The organism is Mongoliimonas terrestris (assembly GCF_001927285.1).
Lineage (GTDB): Bacteria > Pseudomonadota > Alphaproteobacteria > Rhizobiales > Pleomorphomonadaceae > Chthonobacter > Chthonobacter terrestris.
Window position 1 is genome coordinate 133,649 of the sequence record NZ_MSIG01000002.1, and the last position, 25,595, is coordinate 159,243.

Genomic DNA, 25,595 nt, shown 5'->3' on the forward strand with positions numbered 1-25,595 from the left:
TCAAGATTTTTCGCATCCGGATGCGCCCGCGGCGGGTAGGATGTTCTGCCGTCGCCGGTCCTCGGAGATCTGGCGAACGTGGGCTTCCAGCGCCGGATGGCCGGCGAGGAAGCGGTCGAAGTCGCGGCGGGACAGGGCGAGGAGAGAACAGTAGCCGATGGCGGTGACGTCGCCGGAGCGCGGCAGGTGGGTGAGGAGCGCCATCTCGCCGACGACGTCGCCGCGGCCGAGGCGGATCAGCGCGCGGCCGGTGTCCACCTCCACCGCGCCGGACGAGATGAAATAGGCGACGTCTCCCCGTTCTCCCTTTGACATCAAGCGCTTGCCAGGAAGCGCCAGGACCGGCCGCAAGGCCCGGGCAACCTCCCGGCGCTGGCTTTCGGAGAAGGCGGCGAAGAGCGGCAGGCGGGCGACCAGGGTGTCGGTGTCGAGCCCGAGGTCGAGGCTGAGCTTGGCGTCCGCCTCCGCCCGCCGGACCGTGACGGCGCGGGAGAGGTCGCGGTGGACCTCCGCGTTGACGAGGCCGCTGCGGTGGAGGGCGTCGATCTCCTGGGCCTCCAGGGAGAGCCCGAAGCGGGCGAGGAAGCGGCGCTCCAGGGCGTCCGCATAGTCCGGATACTGGAGGCGAAGCGCTTCAAGGGCGCCAAGAACGGCGGTTTTCCGGGCTTTCAGCACCGCCCGGAGGGCCTCGCCGGTTTCCGCGCCGAACACCGGGACCACCTCCCGGTCGACGAAGGGGTCGAGGGCGTCGAGGATGATCCGGGTCATCAGGAGGAGTTCGAACCGGTCCTCCAGCCGCCTGGCGAGCCAGCGCTGGATCTTGAAGGTTGCATAGATCCGGTAGGCGAGATCGTCCCGCCAGGTGAAGGCGAGCGCCTTCAGGGCGGCGTCCCGATAGCCGTCGGCACCGCGCAGACGGGCGGCGTCGAGGAGGCTGCGCGCGCCGGAAAGCAGCCTGTCCACAAGGGCTTGGCTGACCGTGCCGGCGCCCGCGTGGTCGAGCGCGAGGTCCTGCTCGCGCCCGGCGGCGGCGACCAGCGAGAGGGCGAGCCGGTCGTCGACGGCAAGGAGCGAGGTCGCCTCGGCGGCGCCGCGGGCAGCCGTGCTGCGGGCCCGGTAGTCGGCGACGAGGGCCGCCGCCGGGGCCGCGGCGAACTGGTGACGCGCGGCGGTTTCGCCAATCACGTCAGCCACTTGGCCGTACGCGACGGCGACCGTCCGGTCGCGCAGCACCTGGTCGACGGGGGTCAGCCGGTCGAGGCCGAGGCCCCGCATGAGGGGGCGGAGGGTCAGCCCCTGGACGAGGAGGGTGAACAGGGTGAAGCCGGTGGCCAGCACCGCGACGAGGCGGGTGACCTCTGCCGGCATGGCGCTGTTCTCGGTGACGGCGAGCGCGAGCGCAAGGGTGGCGGCGCCGCGCAGGCCCCCCCAAAGGATCACAAGCCGGTAGGGGCGGGAGATTTCGGGGGACAACCTGTAGCGCGCAAGTAAGGGCAATGTAGCGAAAAGTATCGCCCACCGCGCTACAAGTGACGCTACAACGAGCACTGTCAGCAATACGAAGTCGCCCATGTCGACACCGCCGAGGAGTCGCGGGATCAAGATGGATGCAAGAAGAAAGATGAGGGTCGACGCCCAGTAGGCGAGCTGGTCCCAGATGTCCTTCAGGTAGCGCCAGGCGGCAGGGGTGGTGCGCGCCGGTCCGGCGCTCGCCAGCGTCAGCCCGGCGGCCACCACGGCGATGACGCCGGAGAGGTGGAAGATCTCCTCGGCCACCAGATAGGCAAGGTAGGGCAGCGCCAGGCTGAGGGAGACCTCCACCAGCCGGTTGTCGCCGATCGCCCCGATCAGGCCGGCGACCGCCCGGGCGGCGACGAAGCCGACGAGCGCGCCGCCGGCGGGGATGACCACGAAGTCGATCGCCACCAGGGTGCCGTCCATGCCGGGGGCGCCGGTGAGGAGGGCGGTGAAGACCACGAACATGGTGATGGCGGCGGCGTCGTTGAGAAGGCTCTCCCCCTCCACCAGCCGGACCAGCCGTTCCGGCGCGCCCACGTCCTTGAAGATGCCGATCACCGCCACCGGGTCGGTGGTCGCGACGATGCAGCCGAGGAGCAGGCAGGCGACCAGCGACACCCCCGCCAGCGGCCAGAGCGCGAAGCCGATCGCCAGGGTCGCCACCACCACGGCCATCACCGCCAGCATGAGCACCGGCACGATGTCGTCGGCGAGCTGCTGCATGTCCATGCCGAGAGCGGAATGGAAGAGCAGCGTCGGCAGGAAGACGGTGATGAAGACGTCGGACCCGATCGGCGGATCGGCGAAGAAGCGCGCAATCTCGCTGTCGCCCGGCAGCACACCGCCGTGGATGAGCACCGCCGACACCACGCCCACCCCGATCCCGACCGCCGCCAGGATGACGCTCGACGGCAACCGCAGCCACCCGGCCAGCGGCTCGGCCAACGCGATCACCACCAGGAGCCCCGCGAACACGAAGACCAGCGACGGAACGTCCATGCAATGCCCCCCGGCGGCGCCCGCGAGGTGGGGCGATGGTGAGGGGAGTTTTTATATGATGGATGCAGGTGCGCCAATGGGTTGGCACGGAAGAGGGGGCGAGGAAAAGACAACCCGATCCAGCTCATCGGGCCACCACCGGCCTTCGCAGTCACTGGCCTGCTGCAGCCTTCGGCTACGTCTCACTCTTTGCGGGGAAGGTTCAGATGGGAGCCGGCTCGCTTCCATGCTCATCCGGTGTCATCCAAAAGGTCGGCCTCCTTCCCCCCCTCACCTCCCGTCATCCGGCCTTACCTCCGCCTCGAACGGCCGCATCGTGAGGTCCGATAGCCATGGCGGCAGCAGGTTTCCCAGGAAGATGCCGGCGGCGAGGGGGAACGGGAAGGCGATGACGCGGTGGCCGGATTTGAGGCGGTGGTGGATGAGGGTGGCGGCTTTTTCGGCGGGGATTTCGAAGGGGCGGGCGCCGGCGTGGCGGGCGGACATGGGGGAGGTGACGAAGCCGGGGTAGATGAGGGTGACGCCGACGTGGTGGCGGGCGAGCCAGCCGCGGAGCGCGATGCCGTAGCCGCGGACGGCGGCCTTGGTGGCCGAGTAGGAGGGCATGTCCGGCAGGGCGCGGAGGCCGGCGAGGGAGGAGACGAGAGCGATGCGCCCGGCGCGGCGGGCGATCAAGCGCGGGAGCAGCGGCTCCACCGTGTGGAGCATGCCGGCGTAGTTGATCTCCATCAGCCGGCGGCTGACGCCGGGCGCCTCCGGGCCGTGGCCGGGGGTGAGGCCGGCGGAGACGCCGGCGTTGGCGATGACGAGGTCGACGGGGACGCGGGTGTCGAAGGATTCCAGGGCCTGGCGCATGGCGTCGGCGTCGCGGACGTCGACGCGGGCGGTCTCCACGGTGGCGCCCTTCGCGCGGCAGGCGGCGGCGACGGCCTCCAGGCGCGCTTCGTCGCGGGCAATGAGGAGGAGGGTGACGCCGGGGGCGGAAAGTTCGCGGGCGAGCGCCTCGCCGATGCCGCTGGAGGCGCCGGTGAGCACCACGGAGGAGAAGCGGGTCTGCATCAGGGCTTGTCCCTTTCGGCGAGCCATTCGTCGCGGCGGCGGAAGACCGGGTTGGACCGATCCTGCGGGGCGATGGGGGGGAGACGCGCGCCTTCCTCCAGGATGCGGGCGGCGACGTTGGCGGCGCCGATCGCCATGGCGCGCTCGGCCGTAAAGCCGCCGCGCACCTGGGTGGTGTGGGCGAGGACGCGGAGGAAGTCGCGCGCGAGATCCGGGTCGGGCGCCTCGGCCTCCCGCCAGAAGGCGGCGAGCGGGCCTTCGAAGGCGAGGCCGGGCACGTCGTAGACGGCGTTGCCGAGGACGATCAGCGGCCGGCCCTCGCGGATGGCGTTGATGCCGACGGTGGAGTTGACCGTGACGACGCCCTCGGCGGCGCGGATCAGGGCGTCGAGGTCGCCGCCGTCGACCACGTGGACGCGGGCGGGGACACCGGCCGCGCGCGCCTCGCGGGCGATGCGGCGGCGCCAGCCGGCAAGGCCGTTGTCGAGCGGGTGGACCTTGAAGAGGAGGAGATGATCGGCCGGGGCGTTCTGGGCGAAGGAGCGGACGATCCAACGGACGGCGTCGTAGAGGTGCGGGAACGGGCTGTGGACGCGGATCTGGAAGTCGGTGGCAAGCTGGAGGGGGACGAGCCAGGTGGGCTGGTCGCGGGCCTTGAGGTCGGCGAGGACGCGCTCGAGGTGCCGGCGCTCGGCCCTGGCGCGGGCGAATTTCAGGAGCGTCGCGCCGTATTCCACCAGGGGGTGGTGGAGGGCGTGGTGGCGGTAGTGTGGATAGGCGAAGGGGTTGAGGACGACGCTGGAGAGGTTGGTGGCGACATCCCACACCGCATAGGTGAGGAAGCTTGCCGCGGCGAGCGGCTCGAAGGTCGGGTCCGGCAGGCCGGGGGCAAGGCGGCGGATGGTCTCCGGGTCGCGCGGCACGTGGGAGAAGGAGGACATGCCGTCCCGCTCCACGGTCAGCCAGTCGGGGCGGAAATAGCCGTGCTCGATGGCGTGGATGCGCACGCCGCGGCGCTGGGCCTCGGCGATGGCGAGGATCTGGTGCGGCCGGCAGTCGCCGAGGAGGGCGAGGTCGGTGACGGCGTGGTCGTCGAGGACGGCGGCGACGAAGGGGGCGAAGGCCTCCGGCCGGCCGGCGTAGGGGATGACGGTGGAGCCGGGCAGGCGCCAGCAGCGCTCGTCGCCGACGGAGAGGTTGATTCGCAGCACCCTGTGGCCGGCGGCCATCACCTCCGCGCCGACGCGCGCCATGAAGGGCGACGCCGGGCCTTGCAGGAAGAGGACGGTGCGGGAGGTGGGCGGGGCCATCGGCGGACGGAGGGTTCCGGCGGGGATTGCGGGGCGGGCCGGGGTGGCGCGGATCCGGCGGCGCGCGCCGGGTGGCGGAGACGCCGCGCGGGAGCCGGATGGCGCGCCGGACCGGTGCGTCTGTGCGGCTTCGGGCCTATAGCCGATTTGGCCGGAAGGCGCCATTGACAACGCGCGGGGCGACTTCTACCGACAGGCACCGAAGCGCGGACCAGGGTGCGCCGACCGCCAGGCTTCAGGCCAGAGGATTGCATGACCAGGGCTGACGGCCTCCGCACAGTGCTCTTCCTGCAGGGACCGCCGACCCCCTTCTGGGCCGACCTCGCCGACGGGTTCGAAGCCGCCGGCCACCGCACCGTGCGGGTGAACCTCTGCATGGGCGACCGGGTGCTGTGGCGCCGCAAGGGCGCGCACGACTATCGGGGCCGCCTCGCCGCCTGGCCGGCCTGGCTGACCGCCCTCGTAGAGCGCGAGGGGGTGACGGACATCCTCTATTTCGCGGACCGGCATCCCTACCACGTGGCCGCAAAGGCGGTGGCCGAGCGGGTGGGCATCCGGGCCTATGCGATGGAGTTCGGGTATCTCAGGCCCGACTGGCTGACGCTGGAGCGCGGCGGCATGGGGGTCTACTCCCATTTTCCGAGCGACCCGGACACGATCCGCCGCTTCGGCGCCATCGTGCCGCCGGCCAAGACGGCGCAGCTCTACAGCCACGGCTTCAACGAGGAGGCCTGGTACGAGGTGACCTACAACCTCGCCTCGGAGTTCCTGCGGCCGCTCTATCCGTTCTACACCGCCGACAAATACTACCACCCCTTCGTGGACTACCTGACCTGGCTGAAGCGGCTGGCGACCTCGCGGGCGGCGATCCGGCGGGCGAACGCGGTGGTGGAGCGGCTGGAGAGGATGAAGACGCCCTATTTCCTGGTCGCCCTGCAATTGCAGATGGATTACCAGATCCGCGCCAACTCGCCCTACCCGCACCTCTCCCAGATGCTGGACGAGGTGATCGGCTCGTTCAAGGCGAAGGCGGCGGCGGGCGACCGGCTGGTGATCAAGACCCATCCGCTCGACAACGGCTACGAGAACTGGCCGAAGGTGGTGCGCCGGCTCGCCGCCGAGCACGGGGTGGCGGACCGGGTGATCCTGATCGAGGGCGGCAACCTTGGCGTGCTCCTCGCCCACGCCAAGGGCGTGATCGTGGTCAACTCCACCGTGGGGCTGCAGTCGCTCCGGCTCGGCCGGCCGACGAAGGTGCTGGGCATCGCGGTGTTCGACGTGGAGGGGCTGACCCACCAGGGCCCGCTCGACACGTTCTGGCGCACCCCGGCGCCGGTGGACATGGAGCTCTGCGAGGCGCTGGTGCGCCTGATGGCGGCGACCATCCAGGTGAAGGGCTCGTTCTACCAGAAGGCGGGGCGGGTGGCGGCGGTGGCCGAGGTGGTGCGCCGGGTGGCCGAGGACCGGGTCAACCAGCCCGGCGCCTACGTGGACGACCTGCCGCGGATGGACAAGGCGCGGGCGATGGGCGTGCCGATCCGGTAGGGGGTTGGGGGGCGCTCGTCTCGCGGTCTGCGGGACGCGGACCATCGACGCTTTCCTCGGCGCAAACCGGCGGACCCCCTTCTACCGTCATCCCGACGAAAGTCGGGATCCAGCCGACAGCGGGCGCGTGCCGGGACGGTGCGGGTGATGGGAGGGACGGTTGGGCCCCGGCTTTCGCCGGGGTGACGACCTTGGGGACGGATGGCGGGAACGGGGCAACCGCACCCTCGCCCGTCACCGCACCCTCGCCCGTCACCGCACCCTCGCCCGTCACCGCACCCTCGCCCGTCACCGCACCCTCGCCCGTCACCGCACCCTCGCCCGTCACCGCACCCTCGCCCGTCACCGCACCCTCGCCCGTCATGGTCCGGTTCATCCGGACAAGCGACGCTTGTTCCTGGGGCTGACGAATGCGTGGGTGGTCCGGATGAACCGGACCATGACGATCGTGGCGGCTCTCGTGCGCACGCCCCTCCCCCGACCATCCACTCCCCGACGCCCCCTCCCCGTCAGATGACGTAGTCGTGGGTTTCCAGGTACGCGACGATCTGTTCGGCGAGGTCCTCCGCCGTGCCGCTCGTGGTGTCGAGGCGGAGTTCGGGGGTCTCGGGGGGTTCGTAGGGGCTGTCGATGCCGGTGAAGTTCTTGATCTGGCCCTGGCGCGCCTTCTTGTAGAGGCCCTTCGGGTCGCGGGTTTCGGCGACGGAAAGGGGCGTGTCGACGAAGATCTCCACGAACTCGCCTTCGGCCACCAGTTCGCGGGCGAGGCGGCGCTCGGAGCGGAAGGGGGAGATGAAGGAGACGAGGACGATGAGGCCGGCGTCGACGAAGAGGCGCGCGGTCTCGGCGACGCGGCGGATGTTCTCCACCCGGTCGGCGTCGGTGAAGCCGAGGTCCTTGTTGAGGCCGTGGCGGATGTTGTCGCCGTCGAGCGTGTAGGTGTGCCGGCCGAGGGAGTGGAGCTTCTTTTCCACCAGGTTGGCGATGGTGGACTTGCCGGCGCCGGAGAGGCCGGTGAACCAGAGCACCGCCGGGCGCTGGCCCTTGAGGAAGGCGCGGGACTGCTTGGAGACGTCGAGCGCCTGCCAGTGGATGTTGGTGGCGCGGCGAAGGCCGAAGGACACCATGCCGGCGCCGACCGTGAGGTTGGACAGGCGGTCGATGACGATGAAGCCGCCGGTGTCGCGGTTGTCGGCGTAGGGGTCGAAGGCGATCGGCTCGGAGAGCGCGACGTTGACCACGCCGACCTCGTTGAGGGCGAGGGTCTTCGCCGCCAGCTTGCTGAAGGTGTTGACGTCGGTCTTGTGCTTGATCTCCGTGATCTGGCCGGAGACGACCTTGGTGCCGAGCTTGAAGAGGTAGGAGCGGCCGGGCAGGAGCGGTTCGTCGGCCATCCAGATGAGGGTGGCGGCGAACTGGTCGGAGACCTCCGGGCGGTGGTCGGGCGTGGTCAGCACGTCGCCGCGGGAGATGTCCACCTCGTCGGCAAGCGTCAGGGTGACGGCCTCGCCGGCCTGGGCTTGAGGCTGGTCGCCGTCGTAGGTGACGATGGCCTTGACGGTGGAGGCGCGGCCGGACTTCGCCACCACGATCGGATCGCCCGGGCGGATCAGGCCGGTGGCGATGGTGCCAGAGAAGCCGCGGAAGTCGAGGTTGGGGCGGTTGACCCACTGGACCGGCATGCGGAAGGGCTTTGCGAGCGTGTCGTCCTCCACGTTCACCGTCTCCAGGTGCCGGACGAGGGTCGGGCCGTCGTACCAGGAGAGGTTGGGGCCGGGGTCGAGCACGTTGTCGCCGAAGCGGGCCGAGAGCGGGATGGGCCGCAGCGTCTCGAACCCGAAGTCGGCCGCGAAGGCGCGGTACTCGGCGACGATGCGGTCGAACACATCCTTGGAATAGTCGACGAGGTCGATCTTGTTCACGGCCAGCACCACGTGGCGGATGCCGAGCAGGGAGACGATGAAGGAATGGCGCCGCGTCTGGGTGAGGATGCCGTGGCGGGCGTCCACCAGGATGACAGCGAGGTCGGCGTTGGAAGCGCCGGTCGCCATGTTGCGGGTGTACTGCTCGTGGCCGGGGGTGTCGGCGACGATGAACTTGCGCAGGTCCGTGGCGAAGAAGCGGTAGGCCACGTCGATGGTGATGCCCTGCTCGCGCTCGGCCTCCAGGCCGTCGACCAGGAGGGCGAAGTCGATGTCCTCGCCGACGGTGCCGTGGCGGCGGCTGTCGCGCTCCAGGCTCTTCAGCTGGTCCTCGAAGAGCAGCTTGGTGTCGTAGAGGAGCCGGCCGATGAGGGTGGACTTGCCGTCGTCGACGGACCCGCAGGTGAGGAAGCGCAGGAGGCTCTTCTTCTCGTGGCGGGCGAGATAGTCGGTGAAGGCGGCGACGTCGAGGGTCGCCAAATCGGGGGCTTCGGAAGCGCTCATCAGAAATAGCCCTCCTTCTTCTTCTTCTCCATGGAGGCGGCCTCGTCGTGGTCGATCAGGCGGCCGGACCGCTCCGACGTGCGGGCGAGCAGCATCTCGCGGACGATCTCCGGCAGGGTCGCGGCGTCGCTCTCCATGGCGCCGGTGAGCGGGTAGCAGCCGAGGGTGCGGAAGCGGATGCGGCGCATTTCCGGCGTCTCGCCGGGGTGGAGCGGCAGGCGGTCGTCGTCCACCATGATGAGCATGCCGTCGCGGTTCACCACCGGGCGCTCGGCCGCGAAGTAGAGCGGCACGATGGGGATGGCCTCGCTGAGGATGTATTGCCAGATGTCGAGCTCGGTCCAGTTCGACAGCGGGAAGACGCGGATAGATTCGCCCGGCTTGACGCGGGCGTTGTAGAGCTTCCAGAGCTCCGGCCGCTGGTTCTTTGGGTCCCAGGCGTGGGTCTTCGTGCGGAAGGAGAAGATGCGCTCCTTGGCGCGGCTCTTCTCCTCGTCGCGGCGGGCACCGCCGAAGGCCGCGTCGAACCCGTAGCGGGTGAGCGCCGCCTTGAGGGCGTCGGTCTTCATGACGCCGGTGTAGACGGACGAGCCGTGGGTGAAGGGCGTGATGCCGTCGCGCACGCCGTCCTGGTTGGTATGCACGATGAGGTCGAGGCCGAGGCGCTTGGCGGTGTCGTCGCGGAAGCGCACCATCTCGCGGAACTTCCAGGTGGTGTCCACGTGGAGGAGCGGGAACGGCGGCTTGGACGGGTGGAAGGCCTTCATCGCCAGATGAAGCATCACCGAGGAGTCCTTGCCGATGGAGTAGAGCATCACCGGGTTTTTGAACTCGGCGGCGACCTCCCGGATGATGTGGATGGACTCCGCTTCCAGACGCTTCAGGTGCGTCAGACGATTGGCAGACACGACATTCCCCTCGGACCCCAGGGCGCCGGCGCGAGGCGGCCGGCGGCAGTGGCTTGAGGGATACATGGCCGGACGGGGAGGCCACAAGGTCGCCGGCCATCGCGCAAGGCCGCTTCGGAGAATAGTTTTCCGACGTTGCCGGGGGTGTTGGAACGCGGCCCGCGCGGGTGGCCGGCGGACCGGCGCGGACGCGCCTGCACAGGTGTCAGGCGAGGCGCGGCGCGCGGGCTGGCTCCGGGTGGTGGCCGAGGGCGGCGGCCATCAGGGTGCGGGTGTAGGGATGCTGCGGCGCGTCGAAGATGGCTTCGGTGGGACCGGCCTCCACCACCTTGCCGGACTTCATGACGAGGATGTGGTCGGCGATGGCGCGCACGACCGCGAGGTCGTGGCTGATGAAGAGGTAGGAGAGGCCGTAGCGGGCCTGCAGGTCGCGGAGGAGATCGACGATCTGCTTCTGCACCGATCGGTCGAGGGCGGACGTGGGCTCGTCGAGCACCACCACCTTGGGCTTCAGGATGATGGCGCGGGCGATGGCGATGCGCTGGCGCTGGCCGCCGGAGAACTCGTGCGGGTAGCGGTTGCGCGTGGCCGGGTCGAGGCCGACCTCCTCCATGGCGGCGACGGCCCGCCGGTCGCGCTCGGCGCCGGAGAGCTGCGGCTCGTGGACGAGCAGGCCCTCGGTGACGATCTGGCCGACGGTGAGGCGCGGGCTGAGCGAGCCGAACGGATCCTGGAAGACGAGCTGCAGTTCGCGCCGGTGCTGGCGCATGGCGCGGCGGTCGGCGTGGGAGATGTCGTAGTGCTCGAAGCGGATCTGTCCGGTGCCGTGGTTGAGGCGCAGAAGCGCCCGCCCGAGGGTGGACTTGCCGGAGCCCGATTCGCCGACGATGCCGATGGTCTGGCCGCGCACGAGGCGGACGGTGACGCCGTCCACGGCCTTGAGGACGACGGGCGGGCCGGAGAGGAAGCCGCCGCCGAGCTTGAAGGCGACCTCCACGTTGCGGCCCTCCAGGAGGACCGGGGCGGTGTCCGGCGGCGGCGCCTTGCGGCCGGTGGGCTCGGCGGCGAGGAGCATGCGGGTGTAGGGATGCGCCGGCGCGGCGAAGAGGGTGGCGACGGCCCCCTCCTCGACCACCTCGCCGGACTTCATGACCACGACCCGGTCGGCGAAGCGGCGGACGATGGAAAGATCGTGGGTGATGAAGACGATCGCCATGCCGAGGCGGGCCTTCAGCTCGGCGAGGAGGTCGAGGATCTGGGCCTGGATCGTCACGTCGAGGGCGGTGGTGGGCTCGTCGGCGATCAGGACGTCCGGCTCGTTGGCGAGCGCCATGGCGATCATGACGCGCTGGCGCTGGCCGCCGGAGAGCTCGTGCGGATAGCTGCGCATGCGCCGCTCCGGCTCCGGGATGCCGACCAGGTGGAGAAGCTCGATCACGCGCGCCTTCGCGGCGGCGCGGGAGAGGCCGCGATGGTGGATGAGCGGTTCGGCGATCTGGCGGCCGACCCGGTAGAGCGGGTCGAGCGACGTCATGGGCTCCTGGAAGATCATGGTGATCTTGGAGCCGCGTATGGTGTTGAGCGCCTTGAGCGGCAGGCCGACCAGCTCCCGGTCGCGGTAGCGGGCGGAACCTTCGGCCCGGCCGTTGGAGGCGAGGAGGCCCATGAGGGCCATCATGGTCTGGCTCTTGCCGGAGCCCGATTCGCCCACGATGGCGACGGTCTCGCCGCGGGCGACGGCGAAGGAGACGCCCTTGACGGCGTGGACGTCGCCGTCGGGGGTGTCGAAGCGGACGTGGAGCCCGGAGACGGAGAGGACGGGTTCGGTCACGTCAGCGGTCCTTCGGGTCGAGGGCGTCGCGCAGGCCGTCGCCGAGGAAGTTCAGCGAGAAGAGCACGAGCGCAAGGGCGAGCGCCGGCCAGACCAGCAGCCAGGTGGCGCCCTCGATGTTGCGGGCGCCTTCGGCGATGAGGACGCCGAGGCTGGTCAGCGGCTCCTGCACGCCGAGGCCGAGGAAGGAGAGGAAGCTCTCCAGGATGATGACGCGCGGGACCATCAGGGTCATGTAGATGACCACCGGCCCGAGGGTGTTGGGGATGATGTGACGCTTCAGGATGCCGACGTTGTCGACGCCGAGCGCCTCCGCCGCCTGGACGAACTCCCGGCGCTTCAGGGCGAGAGTCTGGCCGCGGACGATGCGGGCCATGTCGAGCCATTCGATGGCGCCGACGGCGATGAACATCAAGACGAAGTTCCGGCCGAAGAAGACCACCAGCATGATGACGAAGAAGACGAAGGGCAGCGAGTAGAGCACGTCGACGATGCGCATCATCACGCCGTCGATCCGGCCGCCGAAATAGCCGGCGGCGGCGCCATAGGTGACGCCGATGAGGAGGGCGACGGCGGTGGCGAGGATGCCGATGGCGAGCGAAATGCGGGTGGCGACGAGGATGCGGGCCAGCATGTCGCGGCCGTTGCCGTCGGTGCCAAGGTAGAAGCGCACCTGCTGCACGTCGGCCGTCAGGGTGGCGGAGCGCTGGTCGGGCGCGATGTCGACCACGGCGGCGTTGGTGAAGAGGTTGGAGCGCTCCACGTAACGGGTGATGCGCGGGTCGATCTCGCCGGTCGACGTGAGGGCGGCGCGGGCGATGCCGTCCTCGATGACGACGGCACCGACCTCCACCCGGGCGCGGCGGAGCGTGGCGCGCAGCTCCGGCTCGATCTCCTCGGCGCGCGGATAGGGCTCCAGGCTGGCGGGGACGCGCACGTAGTTGGCGTAGACCGCGTCGTAGGCGTGGGGGGTGAGCGACGGGCCTACGACGGCGAGGACGGTGACGAGGGCGAGGACGACGGCGCTGGCGACGGCAGCGCGGTTGCGCCGGAGGCGGCGCCAGGCGTCCTGCCAGAGCGATCGGCCCTTGCTGGCGGCGGGCAGCGGGGCAGCGGTTTCGGTGACGGACATGGCGGGGCGCCTCAGTCGAGCCGCACGCGCGGATCGAGCCACGCGTAGAGGAGATCGACGATCATGTTGAAGACGACGACGAAGATGGCGATCACCACCACGGTGCCCATGACGAGCGTGTAGTCGCGGTTGAGGGCCGACTGGACGAAGAAGCGACCGATGCCCGGGATGCCGAAGATGGTCTCCACCACGATGGAGCCGGTGACGAGCGCCGCCGCGGCCGGGCCGAGGTAGGAGACGACCGGCAGGATGGAGGCCCGGAGCGTGTGGGTGATGACCACCGAGCGGGCCGGGAGGCCGTAGGCCCGGGCGGTGCGCACGTGGTCGGATCGGAGCGCCTCGATGGTGGCGCCGCGGGTGAGCCGGGCGATGACGGCGATCTGCGGCAGCGCCAGGGTGACGATGGGCAGGATCTTGTTGAGGATCGCCCCGTCGCCCCAGCCGCCGGCCGGCAGCCAGCCGAGCCAGACGCCGAACACCAGGGAGAGGAGCGGCGCCACCACGAAGGTCGGCACGGTGGTGCCGATGGAGGCGGTGGCGACGACCAGATAGTCGGCGAGCGAGTTCTGCCGGAGCGCCGCGTAGACCCCCATGGCGACGCCGACCACGAGCGCGAGGAGGATGGCACCGGCGCCGAGCTGCAGGGAGACCGGCAGGCCGTTGGCGAAGAGATCGCCGACGGAGAAGTCGCGGTAGACGAAGCTCGGCCCGAAGTCGCCGGTGAGGAGGTTGCCGAGATAGCGCAGGTACTGGGACCACAGCGGCTCGTCCAGATGGAAGATCCGGTTGAGGTTCTCCATCACGGTCGGGTCGAGCGGCCGATCGAGGTTGAAGGGGCCGCCGGGGGCGAGCCGCATCATGAAGAAGGACGCCGTGATGATGACGAAGAGCGTCGGAATGGCGCCGAGGAAACGGCGAAGGACAAAGGCGAGCATCGGCGGGCCTCCAGCAGGCGGCGGCGTCGGGCGGATCGGGATCGGTGTGCGATCGGCCCGACGATCCGGGACGCGACGAACGGCGGACGCGGCGCGCGCCGGGCGGGACGCGCGCGCGGTCCGGTGCGGGCCGGGGAGGCGCCCTCCCCGGCCCGGCTGCCGGCCTTACTTGTCGAGCTTCAGGAAGCGGGTCGGGTAGACGTTCATGATGTTGTCCGTCCAGCCGGTCAGCTTCGGCGAATAGAGGGTGTGCGAGGAGTAGTAGAGGAGCGCCAGGTTCGGCGTGTCCTTCAGGATGATGGCCTCGGCCGCCTTGAGGATCTCGGCGCGCTTGGCAAGATCCGCCTCCTGGTAGGAGGAGGCCATCAGCTTGTCGAACTCCTCGTTGGTGTAGTTGGCGTAGTTGAAGCCGGGATTGTTGGACTTCAGAAGACCGAGGAAGCTTTCCGCGTCGTTGTAGTCGGCGATCCAGCCGGCGCGGGCCACGTCATAGTCGCCCTTCTGGCGCAGATACGCGTAGTGGCTGGCCGCGTCGCGGTTGATGAGGGTGACCTCGGCGCCGAGCACCGTCTTCCACATGTCGGCGATGGCGGTGGAGGTGTTCTTGTGGTTCTCGCTGGTGTTGTAGGAAATCTCCAGCTTCAGCGGGTTGCCGGGGCCGAAGCCGGCCTCCTCGATCAGCTTCTTCGCCTCGTCCTCGCGGTCGAGCTGGGCCATGTCCTTGTAGTCTACGGTCGGGCCGTTCTCGTAGTTGGCGGCGCCCGGCGGCACGAAGGAATAGGCGGGCAGCATGGTGCCGGACCAGATCTCGTCGGCCAGGAACTCGCGGTCGATGGCAAGATCGAGGGCGCGGCGGACCTTCGGGTTGTCGAAGGGCGCCTTGTCGGTCTTGATCGGGAAATAGTAGGTGCCGAGGTAGGGCGGCGTGCGGACCTGATCGCCGAACTTCTCGTGCATCTGCGCCATCTGGTCGGCCGGCAGGTCCGAACAGCTGTCGATCTCGCCCGCCTCGAAGCGGCGCACGCAGGCGGCACGGTCCTCGAAGGGGATGTAGTTGACGGTGTCGATCTGCACATCGGCGGCGCCGTGGAAGCGCGGGTTCTTGGCCAGCACCACCTTGTCGCCGGGCGTGGCGGAGACGAGCGTGTAGGCGCCGTTCGACACCATGTTGCCGGGCTTCGACCAGTCGGCCCCGAACTGGGTGACCGAGGGCTGGTGCAACGGCACGGTCGCCTGATGGGTCAGCATCTCGATGAAGTAGGGGGTCGGGCCGTCGAGGACCACTTCCAGGGTGGTGTCGTCGATGGCCGTGACGGCGACGTCCTCGGCCGGACCCTCGCCCTTGTTGAAGGCGAGCGCGCCCTTGATCGGGTAGAGCATGGAGGCGTACTCGGCGCCGGTCGCCGGGTCGAGGATGCGGCGCCAGCCGAACACGAAGTCGGACGCCTTCACCGGGTCGCCGTTGGACCAGACGGCCCCTTCGCGCAGCTTGAAGGTCCAGGTGCGGCCGTCGGCGGAGGTCTCCCAGGAGGCGGCGGCGCCGGGGATGGGCTCGGCGCTGGCGTTGTAGACGGCGAGCGTCTCGAAGAGGTCGCGCATGATGTGCGCCTCGGCCACCGTGGAGGTGAGCTGGGGATCCAGCGTCTCCGGATCGCCGTCGTTGCCGCGGTTGTAGACCACCTCGGCAGCGGCGGGCGCGTACGACGCGCCCAGCATGGAGCCGGCGAGGAGTGCCGCCGCGACGAGGCGCGGCAGGATGGTGAGACGCATGAATGGACCTCCTTCTTCGTGACCGGAGGATCGGCCCAGCCGCGTCTTGGTGCGCGGCCTGCCCCTGACGTGCCGCCCTCCGGCGAGACCCGCACAGCGTAGAACGATCATTTCGTTCGGCAAGCGAATTGTGTGGGCAAGTCGTCGAGATGACGCTAGGTCACAGAAAATGGATCGCTTCTGCCTTATGCAATTGGAATATGATTTCTCGAAACCGCGCTGCGGTTGCGTGCTGTTGCGCAGAGCTGGGGATAACCGCCGTCAGACCGCCGGCTTGTGGTGGGCGGTCCAGTGCCAGGCGATGTCGATGCGGCGAGGCAGCCAGACCTTGTCGTGGCCGAGCACATAGTCGACGAAGCGGGCGAGCGCGGCGGCGCGGCCGGGCCGGCCGACGAGGCGACAGTGGAGGCCGACGTTGAGGAGCTTCGGTGCGCCGGCCTCGCCCTCGGCATAGAGCACGTCGAACGCGTCCTTCAGGTAGGTGAAGAACTGGTCGCCGGTGTTGAAGCCCTGGTTAGTGGCGAACCGCATGTCGTTGCTGTCGAGGGTGTAGGGGATGATCAGGTGCGGGCCGTTCGGGCCCTTGATCCAGTAGGGCAGGTCGTCGGCGTAACTGTCGGACGAATAGAGGAAACCGCCCTCCTCCGCGGCGAGCCGCGTAGTGTGCTCGGAGGACCGGCCGGTGTACCAGCCGAGCGGGCGCGCGCCGGTGACCTCCTCGTGGATGCGGATCGCCTCCATCATGTGGCGGCGCTCCTCCTCGTAGGAGAAGTCCTTGTAGTCGATCCACTTCAGGCCGTGGCTGGCGATCTCCCAGTCGGCCTCCTTCATGGCGGCCACGGCCTCCGGGTTGCGGGCGAGCGCGGTGGCGACGCCGTAGACCGTGACGGGCACGTTGCGGCTGGTGAACAGGCGCCAGAGCCGCCAGAAGCCGGCTCGCGAGCCGTATTCGTAGATCGACTCCATGTTCATGTGCCGCTGGCCCGGCCAGGCGGCGGCACCGACGATCTCGCTGAGGAAGGCCTCCGACGCGGCGTCGCCGTGGAGGACGTTGTTCTCGCCGCCCTCCTCGTAGTTGACGACGAACTGCACGGCGACATTCGCGCCATCGGGCCAGGCGGCCTCAGGCGGCGTGCGTCCGTAGCCGATCATGTCCCGGGGATAGCTGGCGTCCATCGTGCCCTCTCGTCCGTTCGCGCGTGCGGTAACGTCGGACAAGGCAACGGTTTTTGCAAGAGACCTGAGGGCGCAGAGGGCTGCCGGGCGCGATGCCGCCCGGGGGTGGCGACGCCCGTGCGGTCCGGTCCGGCCGCCGGCTCAGCGCATGCGGCGGCGGCGGCGGGCGAGTTCCTCGTCGGTCTCGATCCGGATCGGGATGAGGTGGCCTTCGGGGCGGTCCTCGCCGTCCTGTCCGATGCGCATGATGGCGCTGCCCATGGCGACGCTTGCCAGGGTGACGACGAAGCCGAAGGTCATCAGGGCGACCGGGAGAATGGGTTCCTCGGCGCCCGCCACCAGCGTGCCGAGGCCGCCGACGTTGAGGAGGAGGAGGCCCGCGGCGGCAACGATGCCCGCGACGGTTCCGGCGAGGCCGTTGACGGCAAGGAGGTGAAGCAGGCGATGGCGTCGCATGATCGATGATCCCGCTAGAAGCTCGATGGTCCGTCAACATCCCATGCGCCGGAACGTTCCGTCATCTGCTTCTCTCATCTAGGGGGTGCCGGGCGGTTATCAATCAGCAGACGTGAATGTCGCATGGATCGATTTGGTCGCGGCCGCGTTCACGCTTACAGTCGCGGGCATGGCGGCGTCGGCAAAAGGTCTGGCGCGGCCGCACCCGCATGATCCGGACGCGCTCGAAAGGCGGTCGTGAGCATGGCGAACCTCTACACGAATGCCACGCCACCGACGCCGGACGACGGCGGTGCGCCCTGCCCCGTCACGCGCATGCGCGAACACCTGCGGGTCGCGCGGCCGACGTCAGGCCCGGAGGCTCTGCGGATCCTGAGGGCGGTGTTCCCGGAAACGCGGCTTGCCGACCGGGTGCGCGCGGCGGAATCCGCCGCATCCGGCTTCGCCTGACGGGCGACGCCGCCCGCCACACCGCCCGACGGTCAGCCCATTCAGGACGACGCTGGACGGTTCGCGCCCTCTGGGTTCGAAGCGCGGGGTGCGGTCGTGTCGTCAGGGTCGGCGTCGAGGATGCCCTCGCCGTCGCTGTCGAAGGTCACCTCCTCCTCGCGGGCGTTATGCTGGCGGGCAAGCTGGTTCCAGCGCCGCCAGCCGAACGGGATCGCCGCGAGATAGGCCAGCACGATCGCCGTCAGCATCTCGAACGGGAAGCTGGCGATGAGGCCGACGAGGATCACAAGGGCGACCAGCACCGGCAGCACGTATTCGCGGCGGATGCGGGCCATCCTCTTGCCCGAGTAGGTGGGGATTCGGCTGACCGTCAGGAAGGCGATGAGGATCACGTAGGCGATCACCAGCGGGGCGGCGGCGGGCGGGATCTCGAGCCCGACGAAGGAAAGATAGACCGGCAGGAGCACGATCAGCGCGCCGGCCGGGGCCGGCACGCCGGTGAAGAAATTGCCCTGCCAGGCGGGCTTCTCCACGTCCAGCATGGCGTTGAACCGGGCGAGCCGGAGCGCCATGGCGATGGCGAGCACCAGGGCCGCCAGCCAGCCGAAGGACTTCACGCCGGAGAGGATCCACCCGTAGAGGAGGATGGCCGGCGCGGCGCCGAAGCAGAGGAAGTCGGCGAGGCTGTCCAGTTCCGCGCCGAAGCGGGACGTGGACCGCAGGTAGCGGGCGATGCGCCCGTCGAGCCCGTCGAGCACCGCCGCAACCAGGATGGCGTAGACGGCGATTTCCCAGCGACCCTCGATCGTCATGCGGATGGAGGTGAGGCCCGAGCAGAGGGCGAGCAGGGTGACCGCGTTCGGGATGATCATCCGGACCGGGATGCCGCGAACGGCGCGCCGGCGCTTCGGGCGCGGCGTGTCGTACGGGTCGACGGGCGGGAAGATGGTGGCCACGGGGTGCGATCCTTGCTGGCGGTGGGCGACGGGCGTGCGCGTCAGGTGGCGCGCATGGCGGGGGTGGGCGTGGTGCCGGCGAGGTCGGCGAGCACCGTCTCGCCCGCCACCGCGCGGCTGCCGACGCCGACCTTGGCGACCGACCCGGCCGGCAGGTAGACGTCCACCCGCGAGCCGAAGCGGATGAGGCCGAAGCGGTCGCCGACGGTCAGGCTCTCGCCCTCGCGGGTGAAGGAGACGATGCGGCGGGCGATGAGGCCGGCGATCTGCACGACGCCGACGGCGCGGCCGTCGGGCATTTCCAGGACGACGCCGTTGCGCTCGTTGTCCTCGCTCGCCTTGTCCAGCTCGGCGTTGATGAACTTGCCGGCCCGGTAGGCGATGCGGCGGATGCGGCCGGTGACCGGCGCGCGGTTCACGTGCACGTCGAACACGTTCATGAAGACGCAGATGCGCAGGAGCGGCGCCGAACCCAGCTGCAGTTCCGCCGGCGGAACCGCCGGACCGACCGACGACACCTTGCCGTCCGCCGGGCTGATCACCAGCCCCGGCGCCACCGGGGTGACGCGGACCGGATCGCGGAAGAACAGCGTGCACCAGATGGTGAGCGCGAGGCCGATCCAGAACAGCGGATCCACGAACCAGCCGATGAGCACGGTGGCAACCGCGAAGATGGCGATGAACTTGTGCCCTTCCGGATGGATCGGCGGCACGGCATTGGTGATCGAGTTCAAAATGGACATGTCGGGGCGATCAACGTGCGAGGGGCGTGAAAAGGTCCATCCCTTTGGCATGGAATGGGGGGGTTGGGAAGGCGGGGGTGGGGTCGGGGGTGGAGGGGGATGGGGGCTTGGCGGGGGGCTTGGCGGGGTGGCGAAGCGCTTCCACGACCTGCGTTTGGACGTCACCCCGGCGGACGCCGGGGTCCAACCGTCGGCGGGGGCATTGGCGCCGGTGCGGCGGGGTGCGGCGTCGGCTGGATCCCGACTTTCGTCGGGATGACGGGATTGGGGGGTTGGCGGAGCGCTTCCACGCCCTGCCCATGGACGTCACCCCGGCGGACGCCGGGGTCCAACCGTCGGCGGGGGCATTGGCGCCGGTGAGGCGGGGTGCGGCGTCGGCTGGATCCCGACTTTCGTCGGGATGACGGGATTGGGGGGTTGGCGGAGCGCTTCCACGCCCTGCCCATGGACGTCACCCCGGCGGACGCCGGGGTCCAACCGTCGGCGGGGGCATTGGCGCCGGTGAGGCGGGGTGCGGCGTCGGCTGGATCCCGACTTTCGTCGGGATGACGGGATGGGGGGGTTGGCGGAGCGCTTCCACGCCCTGCCCATGGACGTCACCCCGGCGGACGCCGGGGTCCAACCGTCGGCGGGGGCATTGGCGCCGGTGAGGCGGGGTGCGGCGTCGGCTGGATCCCGACTTTCGTCGGGATGACGGGTGGGGGGGGTGGCGGCTTGCGGGTTGCGGGGCTGTGGCCGCCGTTTCCTTACGCGACCGGATCGTTCGCACTCGTCATGGTCCGGTTCAGCCGGACCAACCTGGGGGGGGTGGCGGCTTGCGGGTTGCGGGGCTGTGGCCGCCGTTTCCTTACGCGACCGGATCGTTCGCACTCGTCATGGTCCGGTTCAGCCGGACCAACCACGCATTGCTGCGGGGGTGGGTGGAAAAAGCGTGGGTGGTCCGGCTGAACCGGACCATGACGAGGTCGAGGCGGTGGTGAGGGTCGGCAGCAATGCGGCCCGAGAGATGCGCGCAACCGTCACTCCCACTGCGCGATCGTCATGGTCCGGTTCAGCCGGACCAGCCACGCATTGCTGCGGGGGCGGGTGGAAAAAGCGTGGGTGGTCCGGCTGAACCGGACCATGACGAGGTCGAGGCGGTGGTGAGGGTCGGCAGCAATGCGGCCCGAGAAATGCGCGCAACCGTCACTCCCACTGCGCACTTGTCATGGTCCGGTTCAGCCGGACCAGCCACGCAGTGCTGCGGTGGTGGGTGGAAAAGGCGTGGGTGGTCCGGCTGAACCGGACCATGACGAGGTCGAGGCGGTGGTGGGGGTCGGCAGCAATGCGGTCGAAGGGATTCACTCAACCGCCATACCCAACCGTACGATCGTCATGGTCCGGTTCAGCCGGACCAACCACGCATTCTTCCCCACGCGCTACGGCCGGTTCAGGACCATTCCCATGAGGGCTCGGAGGTTGGCGGCGGCGTTGTTGCGGTGGGTTTCGAAACGGGCGTGGGCGGTTGGGGGCGCGGTGGGGTCGAGACGGAGGGACCAGAGGGGGGCTATTTCGGTGGGCAGGAAGGCGTAGCGGACGTCGATGATGCGCGTGTCGCCGTCGGTCGCTTCAGCGACGAAGCCGTCGCTGAAGCGGGTGAAGCGGTCGATGTCGCGGGCCTGCTGGGAGGCCGGGTCGAGCCAGGGGAAGGCGCGCGGCACGTCGAGCGTTGCGATGGACGTGCCTTCGATGACCGACGTGGCGAAGCCGGGACGGATGGCGTCCACATGGAAGCGGCCGTCGGCCTCGTAGACGCTTCTCCAGACCACGAGGTTGGCGAAGGTGGGCTTGACCTCCAGCCGCACCACGGTGTGGCCGCGTTCCCGCGCGAGGTGGTGCGCCAGGGCGTCCGCCGCCTGGTGCTGGTAGGCGCCGACGGCGAGGTAGAAGGCGGCCCAGACCAGCGCGAGACGGGCGAGGCGCGGGCTTTTCCGGACGGCTCCGGTGGCGAGCAGCACCAGGACCGGTAGGGTGAACAGCGGATCGACGATGGAGATGATGCTGAAGGAGAAGCGGTGGTCGCTGAACGGCCAGAGGAGGAGCGTGCCGTAGGACGTCGCTGCGTCGAGGAGGCCGTGGGTGCCATAGCCGAGGGTGGTGAACAGCCACAGCCTCGCAAAGCCGATCGTCAGCCAGCGGCGGAAGCAGAGGAAGAGGACCGCCGCGACGAGAAGGCCGCCGACCGGGATGAAGACGAGGGAATGGGTGAACTGCCGGTGGTACTCGAGGAAGAGGAGGCTGTCGGTCTCAGACCGGATCAGCACGTCGAGGTCGGCCGCCATGCCGGCGAGGAAGCCGGCGGCGGCGGCGACGCGCGTCTGGCGTCTGCCCCGCAGGGACGCCGGCAGCGCGGCGCCGATCGCGCCCTGGGTGATGGGATCCATCGCTCACCCGTTGCGGGGGGCGTCGGCGCGGGCGCCGCGGGTGACGATGCCGAGGTCGTCTTCGGCGCGGACGCGCTTCAGGCGCTCTTCCGCCTCGTCGGCCTCGCGCTGGCGCTGCCACATGGTGGCGTAGAGGCCGCCCTTTTCGATGAGGGCGGCGTGGGCGCCGCGCTCGGCGATGCGGCCCTTTTCAAGGACGATGATCTCGTCGGCGTTGACCACCGTGGACAGGCGGTGAGCGATGACGAGGGTGGTGCGGCCGGCGGAGACGCGGTCGAGGGCGGCCTGGATCTCGCGCTCGGTGTTGGTGTCGAGGGCGGAGGTGGCCTCGTCGAGGATGAGGATGGGCGGGCCCTTGAGGATGGTACGGGCGATGGCGACGCGCTGCTTCTCGCCGCCGGAGAGCTTCAGGCCGCGCTCGCCGACCTGTGTGTTGAAGCCCTGGGGCAGCATCTCGATGAAGCCGGCGATCTGCGCCATTGCGGCAGCCTCGCGCACTTCCTCCTCGGAGGCGTCCATGCGGCCGTAGCGGACGTTGTAGAGGATGGTGTCGTTGAAGAGCACCGTGTCCTGCGGGACCATGCCGATGGCGGCACGCAGGCTCTCCTGCGTGACGGTGCGCACGTCCTGGCCGTCGATGGTGACCCGGCCGGCGGTGACGTCGTAGAAGCGGAAGAGGAGGCGCGACAGGGTGGACTTGCCGGCGCCGGACGGGCCCACGATGGCGACGGTCTTGCCGGCCGGCACCTCGAAGCTGACGCCGTCGAGGATCTTGCGGTCGGGGTCGTAGGCGAAGTGCACGTCCTCGAAGCGGACCGTGGCGCCGTCGACCTTGAGCGGGCGGGCGTCCGGCGCGTCGACGATCTCGGCGGGCTGGCCGAGGAGGTCGAACATCTGCTCGATATCGGCGATTCCTTGGCGGATCTCGCGGTAGATGAAGCCGATGAAGTTGAGCGGCACGGCGAGCTGCATCAGGAGCGCGTTGATCAGCACGAACTCGCCGATGGTCTGGGTGCCGGCCATCACCTCGCGGGCGGACATGACCATGCAGATGGTCATGCCGACGGTGAAGATGACGGTCTGGCCCATGTTGAGCCAGGAGAGCGACGTCCAGGTCTCCACGGCGGCGCGCTCGTAGCGGGCCATGGCGGCGTCGAAGCGGCTGGCCTCCATGCGCTCGTTGCCGAAGTATTTCACCGTCTCGAAGTTGAGCAGGCTGTCGATGGCCTTGGTGTTGGCGTCCGTGTCGCTGTCGTTCATGCGGCGGCGGATGTCGATGCGACGGTCGGAGTAGCGGACCGAGAACCAGACGTAGAGAAAGACGGTGACGGAGATGACGGCCAGATAGGTGAGGCCGAACTGCCAGGCGATGATGGCGGCCGAGAGGGCGAATTCAAGGGCGGTCGGCCAGGCGTTGAGGATGGTGAAGCGCACGATGGCATCGATGCCCTTCACGCCGCGCTCGATGACGCGCGAGAGGCCGCCGGTGCGCCGCTGCAGGTGGAAGCGGAGCGACAGGTTGTGCAGGTGCTGGAAGGTGCGCAGGCCGAGGGAGCGCACCGCGTGCTGGCTGACCTCGGCGAAGAGGGCGTCGCGCAGCTGGTTGAAGGCGCTGAGCACGAGCCGGCCGACGCCGTAGCCGACCACGAGCACCACGGGCGAATAGGCGAGGAGCATGACCTGCTGGTCGCGCTCGGCCGGCGCCAGGGCGTCGGTGGCCCAGCTGAAGAAATAGGGCACCGCCACGGTGGCGATCTTGGCGAGCACGAGCGCCAGCACGGCGGCGGCGACGCGCCATCGAAGGTCGGGCCGGTCGTGCGGCCAGATGTAGGGCCACAGGTTGCGGACGGTGGCGAACAGCGCGGCGTCGTCGGCGTTGACGGTGCGGCTGGCGGGATCTTTCGATGATTTCAGCATGCTGGCCTTGGCTGGCAATGCCGGCCAAGGGCGGTCGGCAGGCGGACGTCCGACGTTGAGCAAAAAGCTGCGTCGGATCTGTGAAGGAACCGCCTCCCGCGGACGCGCAGGGACTCATGCCGACGACGCGATCCGCGAGCGGATACGCTCTAGATCAGACTCGCGGCCGGCTTTTCAAGGGTCTTGCCGCCGGGACGAGGATCGCCCCGGCCTGAAGCGCTCAGGGTGTGGACGGCGCCGGCGCGATGGCGGTCCAGGCGGCGTCTCCTTCCGGCAGCACGAAGACCTGCCCCGGATAGATGAGGCCGGGGTTGCGGATCTGATCCGTGTTGGCCTCGTAGATGGTGGAGTACCGCACGCCGTAGCCGTAGAGCCGGCGGGCGATCCGCCAGAGGTTGTCGCCTCGGCGGATGATGATCGTCTTCGCCGAGCCGACGCGCGCCTCCCCGGCGGAGCCGGAGCCGGCGGCCGCGAGGGTGGAGCCGCCGCCGGCGATCTCCATCGGATCCTCGGCCTGCTGGAAGACGACCTCGGACCGGGCCAGCACCGTGCCGTCCGGGGCGACCTGGTCGACGCGGACGGTGTGGTCGCCGGGCGCCAGGGTGCGGGCGGTCTCCACCAGCCAGCGGGCGTTCTCGTCGGCGGCCGCGTCGGCCACCGGCTCGCCGTCCACGTAGAGGCGGACGGTGGCGCCGACGGCGGCGGACCCGGCGGCGTAGAGGGTTCCGGCCTCGGTTTCGACCGCCTCGATGGTGACGGCGAGCGGCGGCGGCGGCGCGGCGGGCTCCGGCGCGGCGGCCGTCTCAGGGGCGGGCGCGGCGGGGGTTTCGGCGACGGCAGGGTCGGGGACGGAAGGCGGCGTCGCGGGGGTGGCGACGGACGGGGCCGGTAGGGTTGCGGGCGCGGGTTCTGTGGCCGGCGCGGGTTCGGTGGTGGGCGCGACGGCGGCGGGGGCGGTTGCCGGGGCGGTGGGGGCGGTTGCCGGGGCCGCGGGCGTCATGGCGACGGCGGTCTCGCCGCTGCCGGCCGGCTGGCCTGCCACGGCGGTCTCGCCGCCGGCCGGCGCGTCGATGGCGCCCTGCGGGACGCTGGCAGCGATTTCCGAGCCGGCGCCGGCGGTGGAGCTGGCGACCGGGTCCCCGGCGCTGGCTTCGGCCGGCGACGACGGAGCGGCGGTGTCGGCCGTCGCGGTCTGCGAATCGGGGGCTGGCGCGGGGGCGGATGCAGCCGGCGCGGCTGGTGCGGGCGGAGCCGCTGCGACCGGGGTGTCGGGCGCGGCGGGAACGGCTTCGGGCGAAGCCGCCGCGACGGTGGGATCGGCTGCGGCAGGGGCAGGCGCGGCGGGAGGCGGCGTGGCGGGCGCGGCGGCGACGGGGATCTCAGGCTCGGGCGGCGGCGGGGCGGCGGCGGCTTCGGCGGCCTCTTCCACGGGCTCCAGGGTGGAGGGCTCGACGCCGGCTTCGCGCAGCTTCTCGCGCGCCTCGTCGAGGCCCGGTACCTGAAGCACGGTGCTGGCGGAGCCGGGCTCGTTGAGGACGACGAGGACTTCGCCGGTGCCGTCCTCCGGCACGGAGACGGCGACGCTCTGTTCCGATTCCAGGGTACCGCCAGCGGGATTGAGGCTGCGCACCCGAAGGTCGTGGGCGCCGGCCTTCAGGGGATCGGAGAGGACGATCGCCCATTCGCCGGCCGCGTTGGCGGTGCCGGTGGCGATGACCACGGCGCCGGAGAGGATTTCCACCGTCGCCTCGGGCACGCCCTGGCCGGCGATCACGGCGTCGCCGGTCGGCTCCACGCGGACGAGGTCGAACACCGGCACGATGGTGCGGGCAGGCTTGGTTTCGGGGACGACGGGCGTGGCGGGCACGGACGAGGAACCGGCCGTGGCGGACGGGTCCGCGGCCTGGTCGGCCGGCGGCGCGTCCGGCATGAGGCCGGCGACCTTCAGGGCATCGTCGAGCGCGCCCGATCCGTAGCCGTAAAGGAGCGCGATGACGGCCAGCACCGCCGCCGCGAGCGCAACCCTTTGTTCCTTGGTCAT

The 25,595-nt window shown here is 70.1% G+C and carries 18 protein-coding genes; 2 read left to right on the plus strand and 16 right to left on the minus strand.

From position 1 onward, the window contains the following. The 3 genes from BUQ68_RS03090 to BUQ68_RS03100 form a co-directional block, all read right to left on the minus strand. On the minus strand, positions 1 to 2,517 hold the full coding sequence (locus BUQ68_RS03090) for a cation:proton antiporter (RefSeq protein WP_075214476.1): 2,517 nt from the start codon (positions 2,515 to 2,517) through the stop codon (positions 1 to 3). 270 nt (positions 2,518 to 2,787) lie between these two features. Further along, positions 2,788 to 3,576, minus strand: coding sequence for an SDR family NAD(P)-dependent oxidoreductase (locus BUQ68_RS03095; protein WP_075214477.1), 789 nt, complete (start codon positions 3,574 to 3,576; stop codon positions 2,788 to 2,790). Beyond that, positions 3,576 to 4,886 (minus strand): capsule biosynthesis protein, encoded by a 1,311-nt coding sequence (locus BUQ68_RS03100; RefSeq protein ID WP_075214478.1) that lies wholly within the window; start codon positions 4,884 to 4,886, stop codon positions 3,576 to 3,578. Before BUQ68_RS03100 ends, BUQ68_RS03095 begins: the two co-directional genes overlap by 1 nt. A gap of 252 nt (positions 4,887 to 5,138) precedes the next feature. Here BUQ68_RS03100 and BUQ68_RS03105 point away from each other — a divergent pair, with 252 nt between their 5' ends. Beyond that, the gene (locus tag BUQ68_RS03105) at positions 5,139 to 6,431 is read left to right on the plus strand and encodes a capsule biosynthesis protein (protein ID WP_075214479.1); all 1,293 of its coding nucleotides are present in this window, start codon (positions 5,139 to 5,141) and stop codon (positions 6,429 to 6,431) included. Positions 6,432 to 6,940: 509 nt separating this feature from the next. On the opposite strand, the gene cysN is transcribed toward BUQ68_RS03105, so the two are convergent. From cysN to BUQ68_RS03145, 8 genes are all read right to left on the minus strand, one after another. Further along, on the minus strand, positions 6,941 to 8,857 hold the full coding sequence (cysN, locus tag BUQ68_RS03110; protein WP_075214480.1) for a sulfate adenylyltransferase subunit CysN: 1,917 nt from the start codon (positions 8,855 to 8,857) through the stop codon (positions 6,941 to 6,943). Beyond that, positions 8,857 to 9,765 (minus strand): sulfate adenylyltransferase subunit CysD, encoded by a 909-nt coding sequence (gene cysD / locus BUQ68_RS24140; RefSeq protein WP_075214481.1) that lies wholly within the window; start codon positions 9,763 to 9,765, stop codon positions 8,857 to 8,859. Before cysD ends, cysN begins: the two co-directional genes overlap by 1 nt. A 205-nt stretch (positions 9,766 to 9,970) precedes the next feature. Then, positions 9,971 to 11,596 carry an ABC transporter ATP-binding protein gene (locus BUQ68_RS03120; RefSeq protein WP_075214482.1) on the minus strand — a complete coding sequence of 542 codons (1,626 nt, stop codon included), beginning with the start codon at positions 11,594 to 11,596 and terminating at the stop codon, positions 9,971 to 9,973. Between the two features lies 1 nt (position 11,597). After that, the gene (locus BUQ68_RS03125; RefSeq protein WP_075214483.1) at positions 11,598 to 12,728 is read right to left on the minus strand and encodes an ABC transporter permease; all 1,131 of its coding nucleotides are present in this window, start codon (positions 12,726 to 12,728) and stop codon (positions 11,598 to 11,600) included. 11 nt (positions 12,729 to 12,739) lie between these two features. Next, positions 12,740 to 13,663: an oligopeptide ABC transporter permease OppB gene (gene oppB, locus BUQ68_RS03130; RefSeq protein ID WP_075214484.1), complete on the minus strand. Its 924-nt coding sequence runs from the start codon at positions 13,661 to 13,663 to the stop codon at positions 12,740 to 12,742. A gap of 165 nt (positions 13,664 to 13,828) precedes the next feature. Further along, entirely contained in the window at positions 13,829 to 15,433 is a 1,605-nt protein-coding gene (locus BUQ68_RS03135; protein WP_095407264.1) for a peptide ABC transporter substrate-binding protein, read from the minus strand. A 261-nt stretch (positions 15,434 to 15,694) separates the two neighbouring features. Next, positions 15,695 to 16,609 carry an allantoinase PuuE gene (gene puuE, locus BUQ68_RS03140; RefSeq protein ID WP_075214485.1) on the minus strand — a complete coding sequence of 305 codons (915 nt, stop codon included), beginning with the start codon at positions 16,607 to 16,609 and terminating at the stop codon, positions 15,695 to 15,697. 141 nt (positions 16,610 to 16,750) lie between these two features. Then, positions 16,751 to 17,065 (minus strand): hypothetical protein, encoded by a 315-nt coding sequence (locus tag BUQ68_RS03145; protein ID WP_075214486.1) that lies wholly within the window; start codon positions 17,063 to 17,065, stop codon positions 16,751 to 16,753. A 237-nt stretch (positions 17,066 to 17,302) separates the two neighbouring features. Here BUQ68_RS03145 and BUQ68_RS03150 point away from each other — a divergent pair, with 237 nt between their 5' ends. Further along, on the plus strand, positions 17,303 to 17,515 hold the full coding sequence (locus BUQ68_RS03150) for a hypothetical protein (protein ID WP_139315133.1): 213 nt from the start codon (positions 17,303 to 17,305) through the stop codon (positions 17,513 to 17,515). A 41-nt stretch (positions 17,516 to 17,556) separates the two neighbouring features. Here BUQ68_RS03150 and BUQ68_RS03155 read toward each other — a convergent pair whose 3' ends face one another. From BUQ68_RS03155 to BUQ68_RS03175, 5 genes are all read right to left on the minus strand, one after another. After that, positions 17,557 to 18,471: a CDP-alcohol phosphatidyltransferase family protein gene (locus BUQ68_RS03155; protein WP_075214488.1), complete on the minus strand. Its 915-nt coding sequence runs from the start codon at positions 18,469 to 18,471 to the stop codon at positions 17,557 to 17,559. A gap of 41 nt (positions 18,472 to 18,512) precedes the next feature. Next, positions 18,513 to 19,214: a phosphatidylserine decarboxylase gene (locus tag BUQ68_RS03160; RefSeq protein WP_075214489.1), complete on the minus strand. Its 702-nt coding sequence runs from the start codon at positions 19,212 to 19,214 to the stop codon at positions 18,513 to 18,515. Between the two features lie 1,418 nt (positions 19,215 to 20,632). After that, positions 20,633 to 21,637 (minus strand): metal-dependent hydrolase, encoded by a 1,005-nt coding sequence (locus tag BUQ68_RS03165; RefSeq protein ID WP_075214490.1) that lies wholly within the window; start codon positions 21,635 to 21,637, stop codon positions 20,633 to 20,635. A 3-nt stretch (positions 21,638 to 21,640) separates the two neighbouring features. Continuing rightward, on the minus strand, positions 21,641 to 23,554 hold the full coding sequence (locus BUQ68_RS03170) for an ABCB family ABC transporter ATP-binding protein/permease (protein ID WP_075214491.1): 1,914 nt from the start codon (positions 23,552 to 23,554) through the stop codon (positions 21,641 to 21,643). Between the two features lie 220 nt (positions 23,555 to 23,774). Next, on the minus strand, positions 23,775 to 25,595 hold the full coding sequence (locus BUQ68_RS03175; RefSeq protein ID WP_075214492.1) for a LysM peptidoglycan-binding domain-containing protein: 1,821 nt from the start codon (positions 25,593 to 25,595) through the stop codon (positions 23,775 to 23,777).

What these genes read in the sequence shown, in the direction of transcription:
- BUQ68_RS03090 (WP_075214476.1), bottom strand. Translation starts at nt 2,517, where the DNA reads ATGGACGTTCCGTCGCTGGTCTTCGTGTTCGCGGGGCTCCTGGTGGTG.
- BUQ68_RS03095 (WP_075214477.1), bottom strand. Translation starts at nt 3,576, where the DNA reads ATGCAGACCCGCTTCTCCTCCGTGGTGCTCACCGGCGCCTCCAGCGGC.
- BUQ68_RS03100 (WP_075214478.1), bottom strand. Translation starts at nt 4,886, where the DNA reads ATGGCCCCGCCCACCTCCCGCACCGTCCTCTTCCTGCAAGGCCCGGCG.
- BUQ68_RS03105 (WP_075214479.1), top strand. Translation starts at nt 5,139, where the DNA reads ATGACCAGGGCTGACGGCCTCCGCACAGTGCTCTTCCTGCAGGGACCG.
- cysN (WP_075214480.1), bottom strand. Translation starts at nt 8,857, where the DNA reads ATGAGCGCTTCCGAAGCCCCCGATTTGGCGACCCTCGACGTCGCCGCC.
- BUQ68_RS03125 (WP_075214483.1), bottom strand. Translation starts at nt 12,728, where the DNA reads ATGTCCGTCACCGAAACCGCTGCCCCGCTGCCCGCCGCCAGCAAGGGC.
- oppB (WP_075214484.1), bottom strand. Translation starts at nt 13,663, where the DNA reads ATGCTCGCCTTTGTCCTTCGCCGTTTCCTCGGCGCCATTCCGACGCTC.
- BUQ68_RS03135 (WP_095407264.1), bottom strand. Translation starts at nt 15,433, where the DNA reads ATGCGTCTCACCATCCTGCCGCGCCTCGTCGCGGCGGCACTCCTCGCC.
- puuE (WP_075214485.1), bottom strand. Translation starts at nt 16,609, where the DNA reads ATGGACGCCAGCTATCCCCGGGACATGATCGGCTACGGACGCACGCCG.
- BUQ68_RS03145 (WP_075214486.1), bottom strand. Translation starts at nt 17,065, where the DNA reads ATGCGACGCCATCGCCTGCTTCACCTCCTTGCCGTCAACGGCCTCGCC.
- BUQ68_RS03160 (WP_075214489.1), bottom strand. Translation starts at nt 19,214, where the DNA reads ATGTCCATTTTGAACTCGATCACCAATGCCGTGCCGCCGATCCATCCG.
- BUQ68_RS03165 (WP_075214490.1), bottom strand. Translation starts at nt 21,637, where the DNA reads ATGGATCCCATCACCCAGGGCGCGATCGGCGCCGCGCTGCCGGCGTCC.
- BUQ68_RS03170 (WP_075214491.1), bottom strand. Translation starts at nt 23,554, where the DNA reads ATGCTGAAATCATCGAAAGATCCCGCCAGCCGCACCGTCAACGCCGAC.
- BUQ68_RS03175 (WP_075214492.1), bottom strand. Translation starts at nt 25,595, where the DNA reads ATGACCAAGGAACAAAGGGTTGCGCTCGCGGCGGCGGTGCTGGCCGTC.